The following is a 13,924-nucleotide window of genomic DNA, read 5'->3' as shown; positions in this document are numbered from 1 at the left end:
ACGTTTCAGTGGACGGAATGAATAATTGAAAAGGGAGCAGTCGAAAGCAGCTAGTTGTTCGCCGCTTGGTTGCGTTTTGGTGCGGCGGAGGCAAGTTCACCGACTTGTCTCCGCCCATGTTTTTTACAGGCTTTAAGTTATGAATGGTGGGATTATTTGCTTTTCGGTTTATCATCGGCAAGTATTCCTTTGTTTGATGATGGCTGTTACTTCCTGTGAAAAATCCTGGTATCCGATGGCGCTACGAAAAAGGCTATTGTCCGTCTTGAGTATGCTTATGATTGGGGATCATTCAGGAGCGTTTTTACTTTTTTCTCAAAGTGTATTGTATCTCGATAGCGGATCATGTAACTTAATAATTAGGATATTGCATGTCGATGAATAGAGGAGGTACTACTTTGAATAAAGCATGGTGGAAAGAAGGGGTTGTGTATCAAATTTATCCGCGAAGCTTTATGGATTCCAATGGAGATGGAATCGGGGATCTTCGCGGCATTCTTTCAAAGCTTGATTATTTGCACGATCTTGGAATCGATATCATATGGATTTGTCCGATTTATCCATCGCCAAATGCCGACAATGGATATGATATAAGTGATTATTATGCCATTGCTGAAGAGTTTGGAGATATGAACGATTTTGACGAACTGTTGCAGCAAGCGCATAACCGCGGCATGAAAGTCATTTTAGATTTGGTGATTAATCACACAAGCGATGAACATCCGTGGTTTGTAGAGTCACGTTCTGCAAAAGATAGCCCGAAACGCGATTGGTATATTTGGCGCGATGGTAAAAATGGAAAAGAGCCGAATAACTGGGAAAGTATTTTTGGCGGATCGGCTTGGGAATATGATCCGTTGACAAAACAGTATTACTTGCATGTTTTCGCGGCGAAGCAGCCTGATTTAAATTGGGAAAATGATGAGGTGCGCCGCGCGTTGTATGAAATGATTAAGTGGTGGCTGAATAAAGGGATTGACGGTTTTCGTGTTGATGCGATTTCTCATATTAAGAAAAAGCCTGGGCTGCCAGACTTGCCGAATCCCAAGGGGTTGGATTACGTTCCTTCCTTTGCGGGCCATATGAATCAAGAAGGCATTATGGAATATTTAAAAGAGTTGAAAATGCAAACGTTTGCGCAATACGATATTATGACTGTCGGAGAAGCGAATGGCGTAAAGGTGGAGCAGGCGGGGGAATGGGTAGGAGAAAAAGAAGGCATTTTTAATATGATCTTTCAATTTGAACATCTGGGATTATGGGAGAAAACCATCAATCATCAAGTGGATGTCCGCCAATTGAAGCGTGTGTTGACGAAATGGCAAAAAGGGCTTGAAAATGGCGGCTGGAATGCTTTGTTCCTTGAAAATCACGATCAGCCTCGCTCTGTTTCAACATGGGGAAACGATAAGGAATATCTTAACGAAAGTGCCAAGGCGCTGGGGGCGCTCTACTTTTTCATGCAAGGAACTCCGTTCATTTATCAAGGACAAGAAATCGGGATGACCAATGTCCGTTTTCAATCGATTGATGAATATCGTGATATTGCGATTAAAAACCTTTATCGGATCGAGCGGGAAAAGGGACGTTCACATGAAGAAATCATGCCGTCGATTTGGCAAAAAGGACGCGATAATTCCCGCACGCCGATGCAATGGTCTGACGAGCTTCATGCCGGCTTTACTACAGGAACGCCATGGTTAGGAGTCAATGAAAACTATAAAACGATCAATGTAAAAAGGCAGCAAAACGATCCTCATTCGGTTTTTCACTTTTATAAAAAAATGATTCGTCTGCGCAAGGAACATGAAGTATTGGTTTACGGCATGTATGATCTAATTTTAGAAAATGATCAAGCGATTTACGCTTATACGCGGACACTTGGGCATGAACAAGCGGTTGTGATTGTCAATTTGAGCCCTAAATCGGTTCTTTATCGCTATGATGCCATCAAACTATCTTCAGACCATTTAGCGCTGCAAAACTATGAGGTCAAGCCGCATAAAAACGCGACCCGTTTTAAGCTGCGGCCGTACGAAGCGCGTGTTTATATAAATCAAATTTAGCATTTGGAGCCTATGCAATGATCTATCGTTTGATGAGTCAACATTTGCTCAAAGTGGGCAGGTGATCATCGATTTCAGTCCGTCCAACCGAACAGCATCGCTTTCAGACGAACGAAATTCTCTGGAAGCGGTTGGTTGTTCATCGCTTGCATTTATGTTTGATATAGAAAATGGAATTGATAGCGGATTGGAAAGAAGAAGCGCTATTTTTTCAATGGTCAATAACAGATCTACGGAGAAGTCTCCCATCTCTAAACAAAGGGGAGGGGGGAAGATCTATACTTTATAGATACGGTGTATTTTTTGTTAGGAACAAACAAAGGATTTACTTAGTGATAGGGCGAATGGTTAAGTGGGAGGGATGAAGAAATGAATGATATTCGCTATCCGATTGGAAAATTTGAAAAGCCAGCTTTGTTTCAAGAAGAGAAGATAAAGGAATGGATCGCTGATATTCGTCAATTGCCAACAGCGATGCGTGAAGCTGTCAGTGGATTCAATGAGGAGCAGTTGAACACACCTTATCGTGAGGGGGGCTGGACGGTAGCGCAAGTGGTCCACCATATGGCGGATGCCAGCATGAATGCGTTTTTGCGCACAAAATGGACGATTACCGAAGCGGCTCCTTCCATTAAACCATTTGATGAAAATGCTTGGGCCGAAACGGTCGATGCACGTTCGGTGTCAGTCGAGCTTTCTTTGCGTTTGCTTGAAGGAGTTCATGGACGTTGGACACAGCTGCTTGAATCGTTGGCAACAGAAGATTTTCAAAAAACGTTCTATCATGAAGGGACCAAAACGAAAATCGATTTATATACATTTGTGGCTATGTATGCTTGGCATGGGAAGCATCATACTGCACATATTCAGCAATTGCGCCAGAAAAAAGGATGGTGAAATGACGGACATCGTGCTTGATGTCCGTCATTTGCGTGAATGCACTTCGTAGATGGCAAATTTTAAATAATCGCCTTCATCGGCAGCAAGCAGCTTCGGATGATCATAGCCGGCTCCGCTCCAATGGACTTGGCGCAAAATTTTTTTTGCATCAAATGCAGCTTCTTCCACCATCGCTTGAAACATATCAGCATGGACATGGTAGGAGCAGCTGGCTGTAACAAAAAATCCCCCATCCTTTACTAATTTTAAACCGTTTAAGTTAATGTCCTTATATCCGCCCAAGGCCTTTGGAACAGAGTGAGCCGATTTGGCGAATGCCGGGGGATCAACAATCACGACATCCCACTGCTTTCCTTCGTGCACGGCCTCTCGCAAATAATCGAACGCATTGGCGACAACGAAATCAACGTTCGTAAAACCGTTTAGTGCTGCGTTTCGTTTCGCTGTCTCAATCGCGTGATCGGAAATATCGACAGCGGTGACATGCTTTGCTCCGTATAAACAAGCATTGAGCATAAACGAGCCTGTATGGGTGAAACAATCCAAAACGGTTGTATCCGTGTCGATGAGCGGGCGAATGGCGGCGCGGTTTTGCCGTTGGTCAAAGAAAAACCCTGTTTTTTGCCCGTTTTCAATATCAACGATGTATTTTACCCCGTTTTCTTCAATGATCACTTCTGTATCGCATGTGCCGTACCAAAATCCTTTTTCTTGCTCAAGCCCTTCCAGCTCGCGGACATATACATCATTGCGCAAATAAATCGCTTTTGGTTGAAATACTTCAAGCAAGCCTTTTAAAATCCAGTCTTTTCGCTTTTCCATTCCAAGGGAAAGAATTTGCACAACAAGTACATCTTCGTATTTATCGACAATAAGCCCCGGCAAAAAATCGGCTTCACCATAAATGGCGCGACAAGAACGGACACCTGGAATCATTCGTTCCCGATATGCCCATGCTTGACGAATCCTTTCCATGAAAAATGTTTCGTTCAATTCTTCGTCTGCATGGTGAGTTAAGACGCGCACAATCATTTGTGAGCGAGGATTAATATACCCCTTTGCGAGAAAGTAATGCTGATGGTTATAGACGTTCACAAAATCGCCTGGTTCAAAATCACCTTCAATGTAGTCTACTTCACTTTGAAAAATCCAAGGATGGCCTTGCTCCAGCCGCTTTTTGCGCTTTCGCTTCAAAAAAACGTTTGCCACATTCTTCACTCCATTAAATTAAGTTATTTGCCTTCTCTATCATACAGAATTGCCGATTAGGAAGCAATGATAGGAGGGGAGACTTGACAATCATACGAACAGTGATATGATAAATTTAAATAACTTTATATCCATGCTTCTAATCATCCACTAGGGGGGCCTTTAGATAGGCTGAGATCAAAGTGTGCCTTTGAGACCCTTAGAACCTGATCTGGATTATGCCAGCGTAGGGAAGTGGAAGTGGCGTACTGGCTTTATAAATGTTTGTAAACCACTTTCTTTGCGCTCGCGAAAGAAAGTGGTTTTTTATTGATTCAAGCATGGATATGTTTCCAAATGAAGGAGGGATTGACATGTCATTTTCACAGTTATTGCGTCAAAAGGTAGACGCTATTTGGGAGGCAAGCTTTCATCATCCATTCGTCAAGGAGCTTGGTGAGGGAGCGCTCGACCTGGCGTGCTTTCGTTATTATGTTTTGCAAGATTCCTATTATTTAAGCCATTTTGCTAGAGTACAAGCGCTTGGAGCTGCACGAGCGTTTGATTTGGCAACAACAGCGCGGATGGCGCATCATGCGCAAAATACTCAGCAAGCGGAACTATCTTTGCATGAGAAGTTTGCAAAGCAGCTCGGAATCACGGAGGAGGAAAAAGCTTCGTTCGTTCCGGCACCGACGGCTTACGCCTATACTTCTCATTTGTACAGGGCAGCGTATGAAGGTCATTTAGGCGATGTGATTGCTGCTATTTTACCATGCTATTGGCTTTATTACGAAATTGGTGAGAGATTAAAGCATTGTACGCCGCAGGAGCCGATTTATCAAGAATGGATTGCCGCTTATGGATCGGAATGGTTCCGTCAGTTAGTGGAAGAACAAATTCAGCGATTAGATACGGTAGCAGAAAACGTGTCGGAAGCGGATCGCAAGCGAATGGAACAGCATTTTATCATTAGCAGCCAATACGAATATTCATTTTGGGAAATGGCGTACCGTTTAGAAACATGGCCAATTCAAGGAAAGGAGAAAGTAAAGGATGCAGACAACCAAGGGATTGAAATTAGCTGATATTTTAATTACAATTGTCATTTCCATTGTATTTGGAATTGTGTATAAGCTATGGGGACCATTCTACTATTTTGTTAAGCCGTTTGGCTTCCATCTTGATCAACTCATTTATGGAATGTGGTTCATTGCCGCTACTGTTGCCTTTTTAATTATTCGCAAGCCTGGTATTGCCCTTTTGGCGGAAATTGCTGCTTCATCAAGCGAATTTGTGACCGGCTCTGAGTGGGGACTTGAAGTATTGATTTACGGTGTCGTACAAGGATTGTTTGCAGAGCTTGCTTTCGCTGCGTTCCGCTATAAGCGATTTGATGTGTTTGTTGTGTCGCTTGCGGCGATTGGCTCAACCATTGGTTCGTTAATTATGGACTATTATAAAGGATACATTGAAGCGCTGGCTCCATGGAATTTAACATTGTTCTTTGTTGCACGGTTTGTTGGCGCGATTTTAATTTCCGGCGTGTTTGCTTCCTCTTTAGTGAAAGCACTTGAAGCCACTGGAGTGACGCAAATGGTTCGTTCCGCATCAAAAGAAGATTATGATCAGCTAGACCGTTAAAGGGTGAAGAAAATGGAACTCGTAGCTTTTGTTGACCAGCTGCGGCTCAAATTCCCCGGAAAAGAAGGCTTGCTGTTTAAAGACTTGTCAGTTTCTTTTTCAAGAGGGGAGAAAGTATTGCTGTTAGGTCCATCTGGATGCGGCAAATCGACGCTGTTGCAAGTGCTTTGCGGATTAATTCCGCATTCAGTGGACATTCCTATGAAGGCGAAACATATTCAGGTGCCTGATAACTGGGGATATGTGTTTCAAGATCCTGATTCGCAATTTTGCATGCCGTTTGCGGATGAAGAAATTGCTTTTGCGTTAGAAAATATCAGGGTGCCCCGTGAACAAATGGATGATCGCATTTGTGAATTGCTGCAAATGGTTGGATTATCAATCCAGCCACATACAAATATTCATGAGCTATCGGGAGGAATGAAGCAACGTCTGGCGCTTGCTTCGGTTCTTGCGCTTGAGCCTGATGTACTGTTTCTTGATGAGCCGACAGCGATGATTGATGAAGAGGGAACCGCAGAAATTTGGAAGACGGTAAAACAAATTGCTCATGATAAAACGGTGATTGTCGTCGAACATAAAATTGAACATGTGCTGGATTTCGTGGACCGCATCATTTTATTTAATGAAAGCGGAGACATGATCGCGGACGGCGATGCGGCTTCGATCTTTCAAACCTATAAATCTGTGATTGCTTCACAAGGAATTTGGTATCCGGGAGTTTGGGAGGATTATAGGAAAAAGCGGAGAAATGAACAGCCAGCTTCTGCATCAGATCATGAAATCATTTATCTAAAAGAAATGAAAGGATATCGCAAAAAAGAAGCCAAAATTCACATCGACCAAGCAAGTGTCTGCGAAGGAGAGTGGATTGCGGTAACGGGGAAAAACGGAGCGGGCAAAAGCACGCTGCTGCATGCGCTCATGAAGTTGATTCCAACCGAGGGCACATATGAACTCTATGGCAAACAGCTGCAAAAAACGAAACAAATCGCTCGCCATATGGCTTTTGTTTTCCAAAACCCAGAGTTTCAGTTTGTGACCCATTCCGTCTGGGAAGAGATGGCTTATTCTCTTCGCTTAGAAAAGCGCACGGAAGAAGAAATTTCTAGAAAGGTTGAACAGCTGTTGGCGGCCTTTCACTTGGAAAAACAACGAGATCAGCACCCCTATCAGCTGTCTATGGGGCAGAAGCGTCGCTTGAGTGTTGCGGCCTCCATCATTGGCGGCCAAAAAGTGTTTTTATTGGACGAGCCGACTTTTGGACAAGATGCCAAAAATACGTTCGCGCTATTAGAATTGCTTGAATCATACCGGGAGCAAGGAGCAACGATTATGATGGTCACTCATGATGAACAAATTGTGCAGCATTTTGCCACAAGAAGATGGACCATTGCTGAAGGAAAGCTCGTTCATGATGAACCGATCATTAGGAAAACGACAGCTGATGAAGAATTAGGCAAGGAGGATGCGAGCCATGAGATGGAATATAAGCTATCGTGAAACATGGCTTCACCGAACGAATCCGAGCTTAAAATTGCTCGTGATGCTGGCATTATTTGTGGCTGTGTTATTCGTGCATAACCCAAATGTATTAATGAATTTTTCGCTTGGCTTTTTGCTGTTGTTTTTCCTTTATACTGGTTATCCGCTTAAATACTTGTTGCTTTTCTTTGTCCCTTTTTTCGTGATTTTTGTTTCGACCGCCTCTTCCATGACGATGTTTGGGGAGGGAACAACGACTTGGTTTCAATGGGGACTTGTGCATGTTACGAAAGAAAGTTTTTTAAGGGGAATGCATCTCGGTTTTCGCGCTTTATCATTTGCGCTTTTAGGCTTGCTTTTTTCCTTAACCACGCGTCCTGTTTACTTGTTTTATTCGCTGATGCAGCAGTTAAAGCTGAAGCCCAAATATGCGTACAGCTTTTTGGCAGGAATTCGCTTGCTGCCGATTATGCTGGAGGAATTTCAGACCGTGCGTAATGCTTTAAAAGTACGTGGAGCGGATGCGGAGCGCGGGCTCAACACCAAGCTAAAGCGATACGCGATTCCGCTTTTATCGCAAAGCATTCGCCGAGCACAGCGCATTGCGGTGGCAATGGAGGCGAAGAGGTTTTCTAATCAGACCAATCGAACGTTTTATTATCAAATTGGCTTTAGCAAATATGATGTTATCTTTTTGCTGATCATCATTGGCATAACGGCCCTTGCCTGCTATACAGGAATCGTTTTGCCGTATATTCCAGTAACAGATGTGCGTTAGTGAGGGATTTTGATGAAGAAAGCGCTTCATGTCATCTCAACGGGAACTCAGTCGCTTGAAGAGTTTGCTGCCATTTCTTCGCTCATTCATTCGCATGTGGATGCGATTCATATACGAGAAAAAAACAAAACAGCAAAAGAGCTGGTGAAATGGATTGAGGCTCTACTTTATGCTGGTGTGCCAGCCAAAAAGATCATTGTAAATGACCGGGTCGATGTAGCCGTTGCCTGCGGGGTAAAAGGAGTACAGCTGGCGTATCATAGCTTATCAGTAAAAGCGGTCAAAGCTCATTTTCCGTCGCTTCTCGTTGGGTGCTCCATTCATTCATTAGAAGAAGGGATCGAAGCGGAGCGGGATGGAGCCGATTATTGTATATATGGACATGTTTTTCCGACAGAATGTAAAGCGGGGATACCGGCAAGAGGAGTCAGCGAGCTGCAGGAAATCGCTGCAACCATTCGCATTCCTGTCATCGCTATTGGCGGGATTCAACCTGATCATGTTTCACAAGTATGGTGCGCAGGTGCTGCCGGAGTAGCCGTGATGTCCGGTGTGTTTTTAGCGAAGGATCCGTTGGCTCAGGTAAAACGTTATGCTATGCAAGCATGTGATCCTGATACGAAAGGATCGGCATGTAAATAAAGGAGAGGGGTAAGGATGGCTCATAATCATTATGATGTTGCGGTTATTGGCGGCGGAGTCATTGGTGGTTCAATCGCGTTTCAGTTAGCGAAACGAAATGTACGCACAGTCGTACTGGAAAAGGAGCGAATCGCGAGTCAAGCATCCAGTGCGGCTGCAGGGATGCTTGGAGCGCAGTCGGAATTTGCAAGCGATAGCCCTCTGATTTCATTGGCTTTGAAAAGCCGTGCCATGTTTGGACAAGTTGCAGAGGAGCTAAAGCAGCTGACCGGCATCGATATTGGCTATGTGCGAAAAGGCATGCTAAAAGTAGCCGTGACAGAGGAAGAGCAAAAATCGCTTCAAGAACACTATGAGTTTTGGCGGAAGATGGGACAGCCTGTTCAATGGCTGTCCGCTTCGGAGCTGGCAAATCTTGAACCGAATGTGAGCCCAACGCTTAAGGGAGTTATGTACATCGCTGAAGACGGACAAGTAAGCGCCCCGCATCTCTCGCTTGCTTTTGCTAAAGCTTCCATGGCATATGGAGCGCAGTGGCATGAGTTTACGGAAGTAATCGATATAAAAGAGCAGGGAGGTTTATATGAACTCCGTACCAATCAAGGAGTGATTGCAGCAGACGCTGTGGTTGTGGCTGGCGGGGCTTGGTCTGCGCTATTTCTCGAAAAGACGGGTCTTTCGCTTTCCATTTATCCTGTTAAGGGAGAATGTCTGCTTGTTAAAACAGAAAAGCCGCTTATTCAAGCAACGTTATTTGCTAAAAATGGCTGCTATCTTGTTCCGAAGAGGGGCGGCAGAATATTAATTGGAGCGACTTCCACTCCGCATACCTTTGATCAAAAGGTAACCGTACAAGGAGTCACTCACTTGCTTGAAAAAGCCCAAGAGCTCGTTCCAAGCATTGGCGGAGCCGAGCTGGAGAAATCATGGACAGGTATCAGACCGCAAACAAAAGATGGCTTGCCTTATATAGGAAAGCACCCTCATTATCAAAATGTTTGGATTGCTTCTGGACATTATCGGAATGGCATTTTATTAAGCCCGCTTACAGGGGTGCTCATCGCGGATCTTGTCGAAGGGAAGGGAAGCGGAGAACTTGATATCACCCCTTTTGCTGTGACAAGACATCACGATGCCATAAGCACAGTGTAGAGGTGAATAAATATGGAATTGTTGATTAATGGAGAAATGGTTCATGTGCCTGACCATGTTCGAACAGTTGCTGATTTACTTGTTCATTTTCAATTAGATCAAAAGATTGTCATCGTTGAAGTGAATGCGGATATTATCGAGAAGCCTAGTTATGCTGAAATATCTTTGTGTCATAGAGATCGCATTGAAATTGTTCATTTTGTAGGAGGCGGATGATGATGTTAAAAATTGGACCATATGAATTTCAATCACGGCTTTTATTAGGGACAGGAAAATACCCGAATTTTTCAATCCAAAAAGAAGCAGTTGAAGTGTCGGGAGCTGAAATTTTAACATTCGCTGTACGGCGGATGAATATTTTTGAGCCCAACCAGCCTAATTTTCTCGAACAGTTAGATTTAACCCAATATAAGCTGCTTCCTAATACAGCAGGTGCGAAAACGGCAGAGGAGGCTGTACGCATTGCCCGATTAGCCAAAGCTTCTGGTCTATGTGATATGATTAAAGTGGAAGTGATCGGTTGCGATAAAACGTTGCTCCCTGATCCGGTAGAAACGCTAAAAGCTGCGGAAAAGCTCTTAGCGGAAGGATTTATTGTACTTCCTTACACATCGGATGATGTCGTGCTGGCAAGACGATTACAAGAGATGGGATGCCATGCGATCATGCCAGGAGCATCCCCAATTGGTTCAGGTCAGGGAATTATTAACCCCCTCAATTTAAGCTTTATTATTGAGCAAGCAACAGTTCCTGTGATCGTAGATGCAGGTATTGGCAGCCCAGCGGATGCGGCGCTTGCTATGGAAATGGGAGCCGATGGCGTCTTATTAAATACAGCTGTTGCTGGCGCAGCAGATCCGGTAAAAATGGCTAAGGCGATGAAGCTGGCCATTGAAGCAGGACGCCTTGGCTACGAATCAGGAAGAATTCCGCGGAAACGGTATGCGACAGCAAGCAGCCCAACGGAAGGAATGAGCGTTGTTTGAATGAACGGTATTCACGCCAACAGTTGTTTGCCCCTATCGGCAAAGAGGGACAGCAAAGGATTTCCACTAAGCATGTCCTGATTGTTGGAGCGGGAGCATTAGGAACAGGAAGTGCCGAGGCGCTTGTAAGGGCAGGCATTGGCCAATTAACGTTGATCGATCGCGACTATGTAGAATGGAGCAATTTGCAGCGCCAGCAATTATATAGTGAGGAGGATGCGAAACAACGTCTTCCGAAGGCGATTGCCGCTAAGCAAAGGCTGGAACGAATTAATTCGGACGTTTCCATTCAAGCGATCATTGGCGATGCCAACGCGGAGGAATTGGAAAGAATAGCAAGCGAGCTTAAACCAGATGTCATCATTGATGCGACCGATAATTTTGAAACGCGCATGACCATTAACGACGTGTCATGCAAATATCGCATTCCTTGGATTTATGGAGCCTGTGTCGGCAGTTATGGATTAAGTTACACGTTTCTCCCTGGAGAGACGCCATGCTTCCAATGCTTGCTTGAAACGCTACCTGCGGGCGGTCCGACATGTGATACAGCCGGAATTATCAGCCCAGCCGTACAAATGGTCGTTGCTTATCAAGTGGCAGAAGCGCTGAAGCTATTAGTCGGAGATAAAAGCTCACTTCGCCGGAAGTTAGTCTCTTTTGATGTTTGGAATAATCAATATGCCGCCATTCGTGTGGATCAAGTGAAAAAGAGCCATTGTCCATCTTGCGGTCAACATCCGACTTATCCCTATTTATCGTATGAAATGCAAACGAAAACGGCCGTATTATGCGGACGGGATTCCGTGCAAATTCGCCCTGCTACAAAGCGCAATTATGATTTGCAGGAGCTGGCGCAATTGTTTTTGCGACAAGGATTGGTTGCGGAAGCTAACCCGTATCTCCTGTCGGTTTCTCTTGGAGACTATCGCTTTGTCATCTTTCAGGATGGGCGTGCGCTCATTCATGGGACGAAAGATATTCAAACAGCCAAAACGATTTATTATCGTTATTTAGGATAACTCGCCCTCTGATTATTCAGAGGGATTTTTTATGCAGGAAAAGCGCTATAATCAGCCGGCTTGAAGGTGAAATAAAGAGAGAAGAGGTCAACTGCGGTGTAGTACAAATGTGTAGCAAAGGTCTGAACCATGCGATTTTCAGTCGCTTTCGTGGCGCTGTGAAGCATTCGGTGATCGGCTAAAGTTTTCCCTTCTTCCTTAGGCTAAAAGATGGTGTTCAAATCAAGGAATAAAAAAGCGCCGGGTCATAGGATTGGTTTGAACCATTTGAATCTGTCAATAAATTGTACGATTTTTATTTCGTTTGTTTCCAAAGAAAGTGCTACCTTATAGGTGGGGGATTTTGTCGATGAATAAGGAGGGGGAAAAAATGGAGGAGCTATCGGTTACGTTAAATATTGCTTCGCTGTTAACATTGATTTTTGTGATTGGCGCTGTGATTTTAGATTCGTAAAGCTGCAGTCGTATGACTGCAGCTTTTTGCACTGTTTATGCTATAGGCATTTTGTGAAAAATTTGATATGATAATACATATAAATAGAATGGATAATAATAACAAGGAAACGGTTTAGGAGTGTGAATATTCTTTGGGAGAATTGCCTCTGAGCCTTCTTATTTCACTTCTTTTATTGATGTTTTTGTCAGCCTTTTTTTCTTCAGCAGAAGCGGCGTTTTCTTCGATAAATAAAGCGCGTTTTAAGCATGATGCAGACGAGCAGCGGAACGGAAGCAAGCGAGTTCTCTATATTGCAGAGCATTTAGACCATGTGTTAATTACCGTGATTGTAGCGAAATACATTGTCGATATCTCCGCTATCTTGATCGCTGCCAAAATGGCGTTTCCTTTATTAGGAGAAGATGTCGGTCTGTTGGTCAGCGGTATCGCGATGATGTTTCTTTTGTTAATTTTTGGGGAAATATTACCGAAATCGATTGCAAAAGAACACGCTGAATCGGTCGCTTTGAAATATTCAAGTGTGATGTACGTGTTTATCAAAATGCTATTTCCCATCACATTGCTGTTCGCTCGTTTAAAAGGAAAACTGACAAAATGGTTGACACATGGCATCGTAGGTCCGTCTGTAACAGAAGAAGAGATTAAAGAAATGATTGATTTAAGCGAAGAAGAAGGGATTATCGATAATAAAGAAAAGGAGCTTGTCCATCGTTCGCTTGATTTTAATGATATTTTAGTTGGCGAAATTTTTACGCCCCGCATTGATATGGTCGCTGTCGAGGCCGGCATGCCGATCGAAAAAATCCGCGATATTTTTTTAGAGGAGCGGTATTCGCGCATTCCTGTGTACGAGGAAGATATTGACCATGTGATCGGTATCCTGTCCGAAAGCGATTTTTTTAGCCAGCTTGTCCAGCAAAGGGATGTGAATATTCGCGAACTGCTGCGAAAGCCTCTCTTTGTTGTGGAGTCAATGAAAATTTCCGATTTGCTGCCGGCTTTACAGAAAAGTAAAGTGCATATGGCCATTGTTGTGGATGAATTCGGGGGAACAGCTGGTCTGATTACATTGGAAGATATTATTGAACAGATTGTTGGAGAAATATGGGATGAACATGACGAGGCGGTAAAAAATGTTCATAAAATTGATGAATACAGTTATGAGTTAAATGCCGAGTTGCCGCTTGATGAGTTTTGTGAACTGATGGAGATTGATGAGCCGGAAAGCTTATCTCATACACTGGGCGGATGGATATTCGAAATGTTTGAGCGCGTTCCAAACGTCGGAGAAACGCTCCAATATGGCCCTCTTACGTTAACGGTTCGTCAAGTGGAAAACCGAAGAATCCGCAAGGTACTTGTTTCATTAAATGAACCGATTGCTGAAAATGCGTAATGGAGTAAGTTGTAGACAAAGTCCAATTGGACTTTGTCTACAACTATTTTAGGCATAATCAAGAAGGTCGAGAAAGCGCTTGGCAACAGTCTGAAAAGAGTGATGAACACTCTTTTTTTATTGGCAGCTATAATAAATAGATCATCAACATTTGTAATATAAATTACTGATTTATTCTAAAAAGAAAGCCTTTGTTATGCGTTCCGAA

At 43.7% G+C, this 13,924-nt stretch carries 13 protein-coding genes and 1 riboswitch; of the genes, 12 read left to right on the top strand and 1 reads right to left on the bottom strand.

Annotated elements, in window-relative coordinates; translation table 11 throughout:
• The first annotated feature begins 398 nt into the window (after positions 1 to 398).
• Positions 399 to 2,066, top strand: coding sequence for a glycoside hydrolase family 13 protein (locus GGQ95_RS09410; protein WP_183186666.1), 1,668 nt, complete (start codon positions 399 to 401; stop codon positions 2,064 to 2,066).
• A gap of 369 nt (positions 2,067 to 2,435) precedes the next feature.
• The gene (locus tag GGQ95_RS09405) at positions 2,436 to 2,963 is read left to right on the top strand and encodes a YfiT family bacillithiol transferase (RefSeq protein WP_159719375.1); all 528 of its coding nucleotides are present in this window, start codon (positions 2,436 to 2,438) and stop codon (positions 2,961 to 2,963) included.
• A 27-nt stretch (positions 2,964 to 2,990) separates the two neighbouring features.
• On the opposite strand, the gene GGQ95_RS09400 is transcribed toward GGQ95_RS09405, so the two are convergent.
• Positions 2,991 to 4,175, bottom strand: a complete 1,185-nt coding sequence (locus tag GGQ95_RS09400; protein WP_080860463.1) for a class I SAM-dependent rRNA methyltransferase — start codon at positions 4,173 to 4,175, stop codon at positions 2,991 to 2,993.
• Between the two features lie 142 nt (positions 4,176 to 4,317).
• A riboswitch (TPP riboswitch) is annotated at positions 4,318 to 4,425 on the top strand.
• Between the two features lie 103 nt (positions 4,426 to 4,528).
• On the opposite strand from GGQ95_RS09400, the gene tenA reads away from it, so the two are divergent.
• From tenA to GGQ95_RS09350, 10 genes are all read left to right on the top strand, one after another.
• Entirely contained in the window at positions 4,529 to 5,242 is a 714-nt protein-coding gene (tenA, locus tag GGQ95_RS09395) for a thiaminase II (protein WP_080860465.1), read from the top strand.
• Positions 5,211 to 5,798 (top strand): ECF transporter S component, encoded by a 588-nt coding sequence (locus GGQ95_RS09390; RefSeq protein ID WP_044745759.1) that lies wholly within the window; start codon positions 5,211 to 5,213, stop codon positions 5,796 to 5,798. The genes tenA and GGQ95_RS09390 overlap by 32 nt, the downstream gene beginning before the upstream one ends.
• A gap of 12 nt (positions 5,799 to 5,810) precedes the next feature.
• Positions 5,811 to 7,301 (top strand): ABC transporter ATP-binding protein, encoded by a 1,491-nt coding sequence (locus GGQ95_RS09385; RefSeq protein ID WP_080860466.1) that lies wholly within the window; start codon positions 5,811 to 5,813, stop codon positions 7,299 to 7,301.
• Positions 7,276 to 8,061 carry an energy-coupling factor transporter transmembrane component T family protein gene (locus tag GGQ95_RS09380; RefSeq protein ID WP_066148021.1) on the top strand — a complete coding sequence of 262 codons (786 nt, stop codon included), beginning with the start codon at positions 7,276 to 7,278 and terminating at the stop codon, positions 8,059 to 8,061. Before GGQ95_RS09385 ends, GGQ95_RS09380 begins: the two co-directional genes overlap by 26 nt.
• Positions 8,062 to 8,073: 12 nt before the next feature.
• On the top strand, positions 8,074 to 8,703 hold the full coding sequence (gene tenI, locus GGQ95_RS09375) for a thiazole tautomerase TenI (protein WP_066148024.1): 630 nt from the start codon (positions 8,074 to 8,076) through the stop codon (positions 8,701 to 8,703).
• Between the two features lie 15 nt (positions 8,704 to 8,718).
• Positions 8,719 to 9,855 carry a glycine oxidase ThiO gene (gene thiO / locus GGQ95_RS09370; protein WP_183186665.1) on the top strand — a complete coding sequence of 379 codons (1,137 nt, stop codon included), beginning with the start codon at positions 8,719 to 8,721 and terminating at the stop codon, positions 9,853 to 9,855.
• 12 nt (positions 9,856 to 9,867) lie between these two features.
• Positions 9,868 to 10,071 carry a sulfur carrier protein ThiS gene (gene thiS, locus GGQ95_RS09365; RefSeq protein ID WP_066148030.1) on the top strand — a complete coding sequence of 68 codons (204 nt, stop codon included), beginning with the start codon at positions 9,868 to 9,870 and terminating at the stop codon, positions 10,069 to 10,071.
• Positions 10,072 to 10,073: 2 nt separating this feature from the next.
• Positions 10,074 to 10,841 (top strand): thiazole synthase, encoded by a 768-nt coding sequence (locus GGQ95_RS09360; RefSeq protein ID WP_066148367.1) that lies wholly within the window; start codon positions 10,074 to 10,076, stop codon positions 10,839 to 10,841.
• Positions 10,838 to 11,863: a thiazole biosynthesis adenylyltransferase ThiF gene (locus tag GGQ95_RS09355; RefSeq protein ID WP_066148031.1), complete on the top strand. Its 1,026-nt coding sequence runs from the start codon at positions 10,838 to 10,840 to the stop codon at positions 11,861 to 11,863. Before GGQ95_RS09360 ends, GGQ95_RS09355 begins: the two co-directional genes overlap by 4 nt.
• A 587-nt stretch (positions 11,864 to 12,450) precedes the next feature.
• Positions 12,451 to 13,716, top strand: coding sequence for a hemolysin family protein (locus GGQ95_RS09350; RefSeq protein WP_066148034.1), 1,266 nt, complete (start codon positions 12,451 to 12,453; stop codon positions 13,714 to 13,716).
• Positions 13,717 to 13,924: the final 208 nt, after the last annotated feature.

This window comes from Anoxybacteroides rupiense, assembly GCF_014196195.1.
GTDB classification, from domain to species: domain Bacteria; phylum Bacillota; class Bacilli; order Bacillales; family Anoxybacillaceae; genus Anoxybacteroides; species Anoxybacteroides rupiense.
This window is presented reverse-complemented; position numbering and strand designations above follow the sequence as displayed.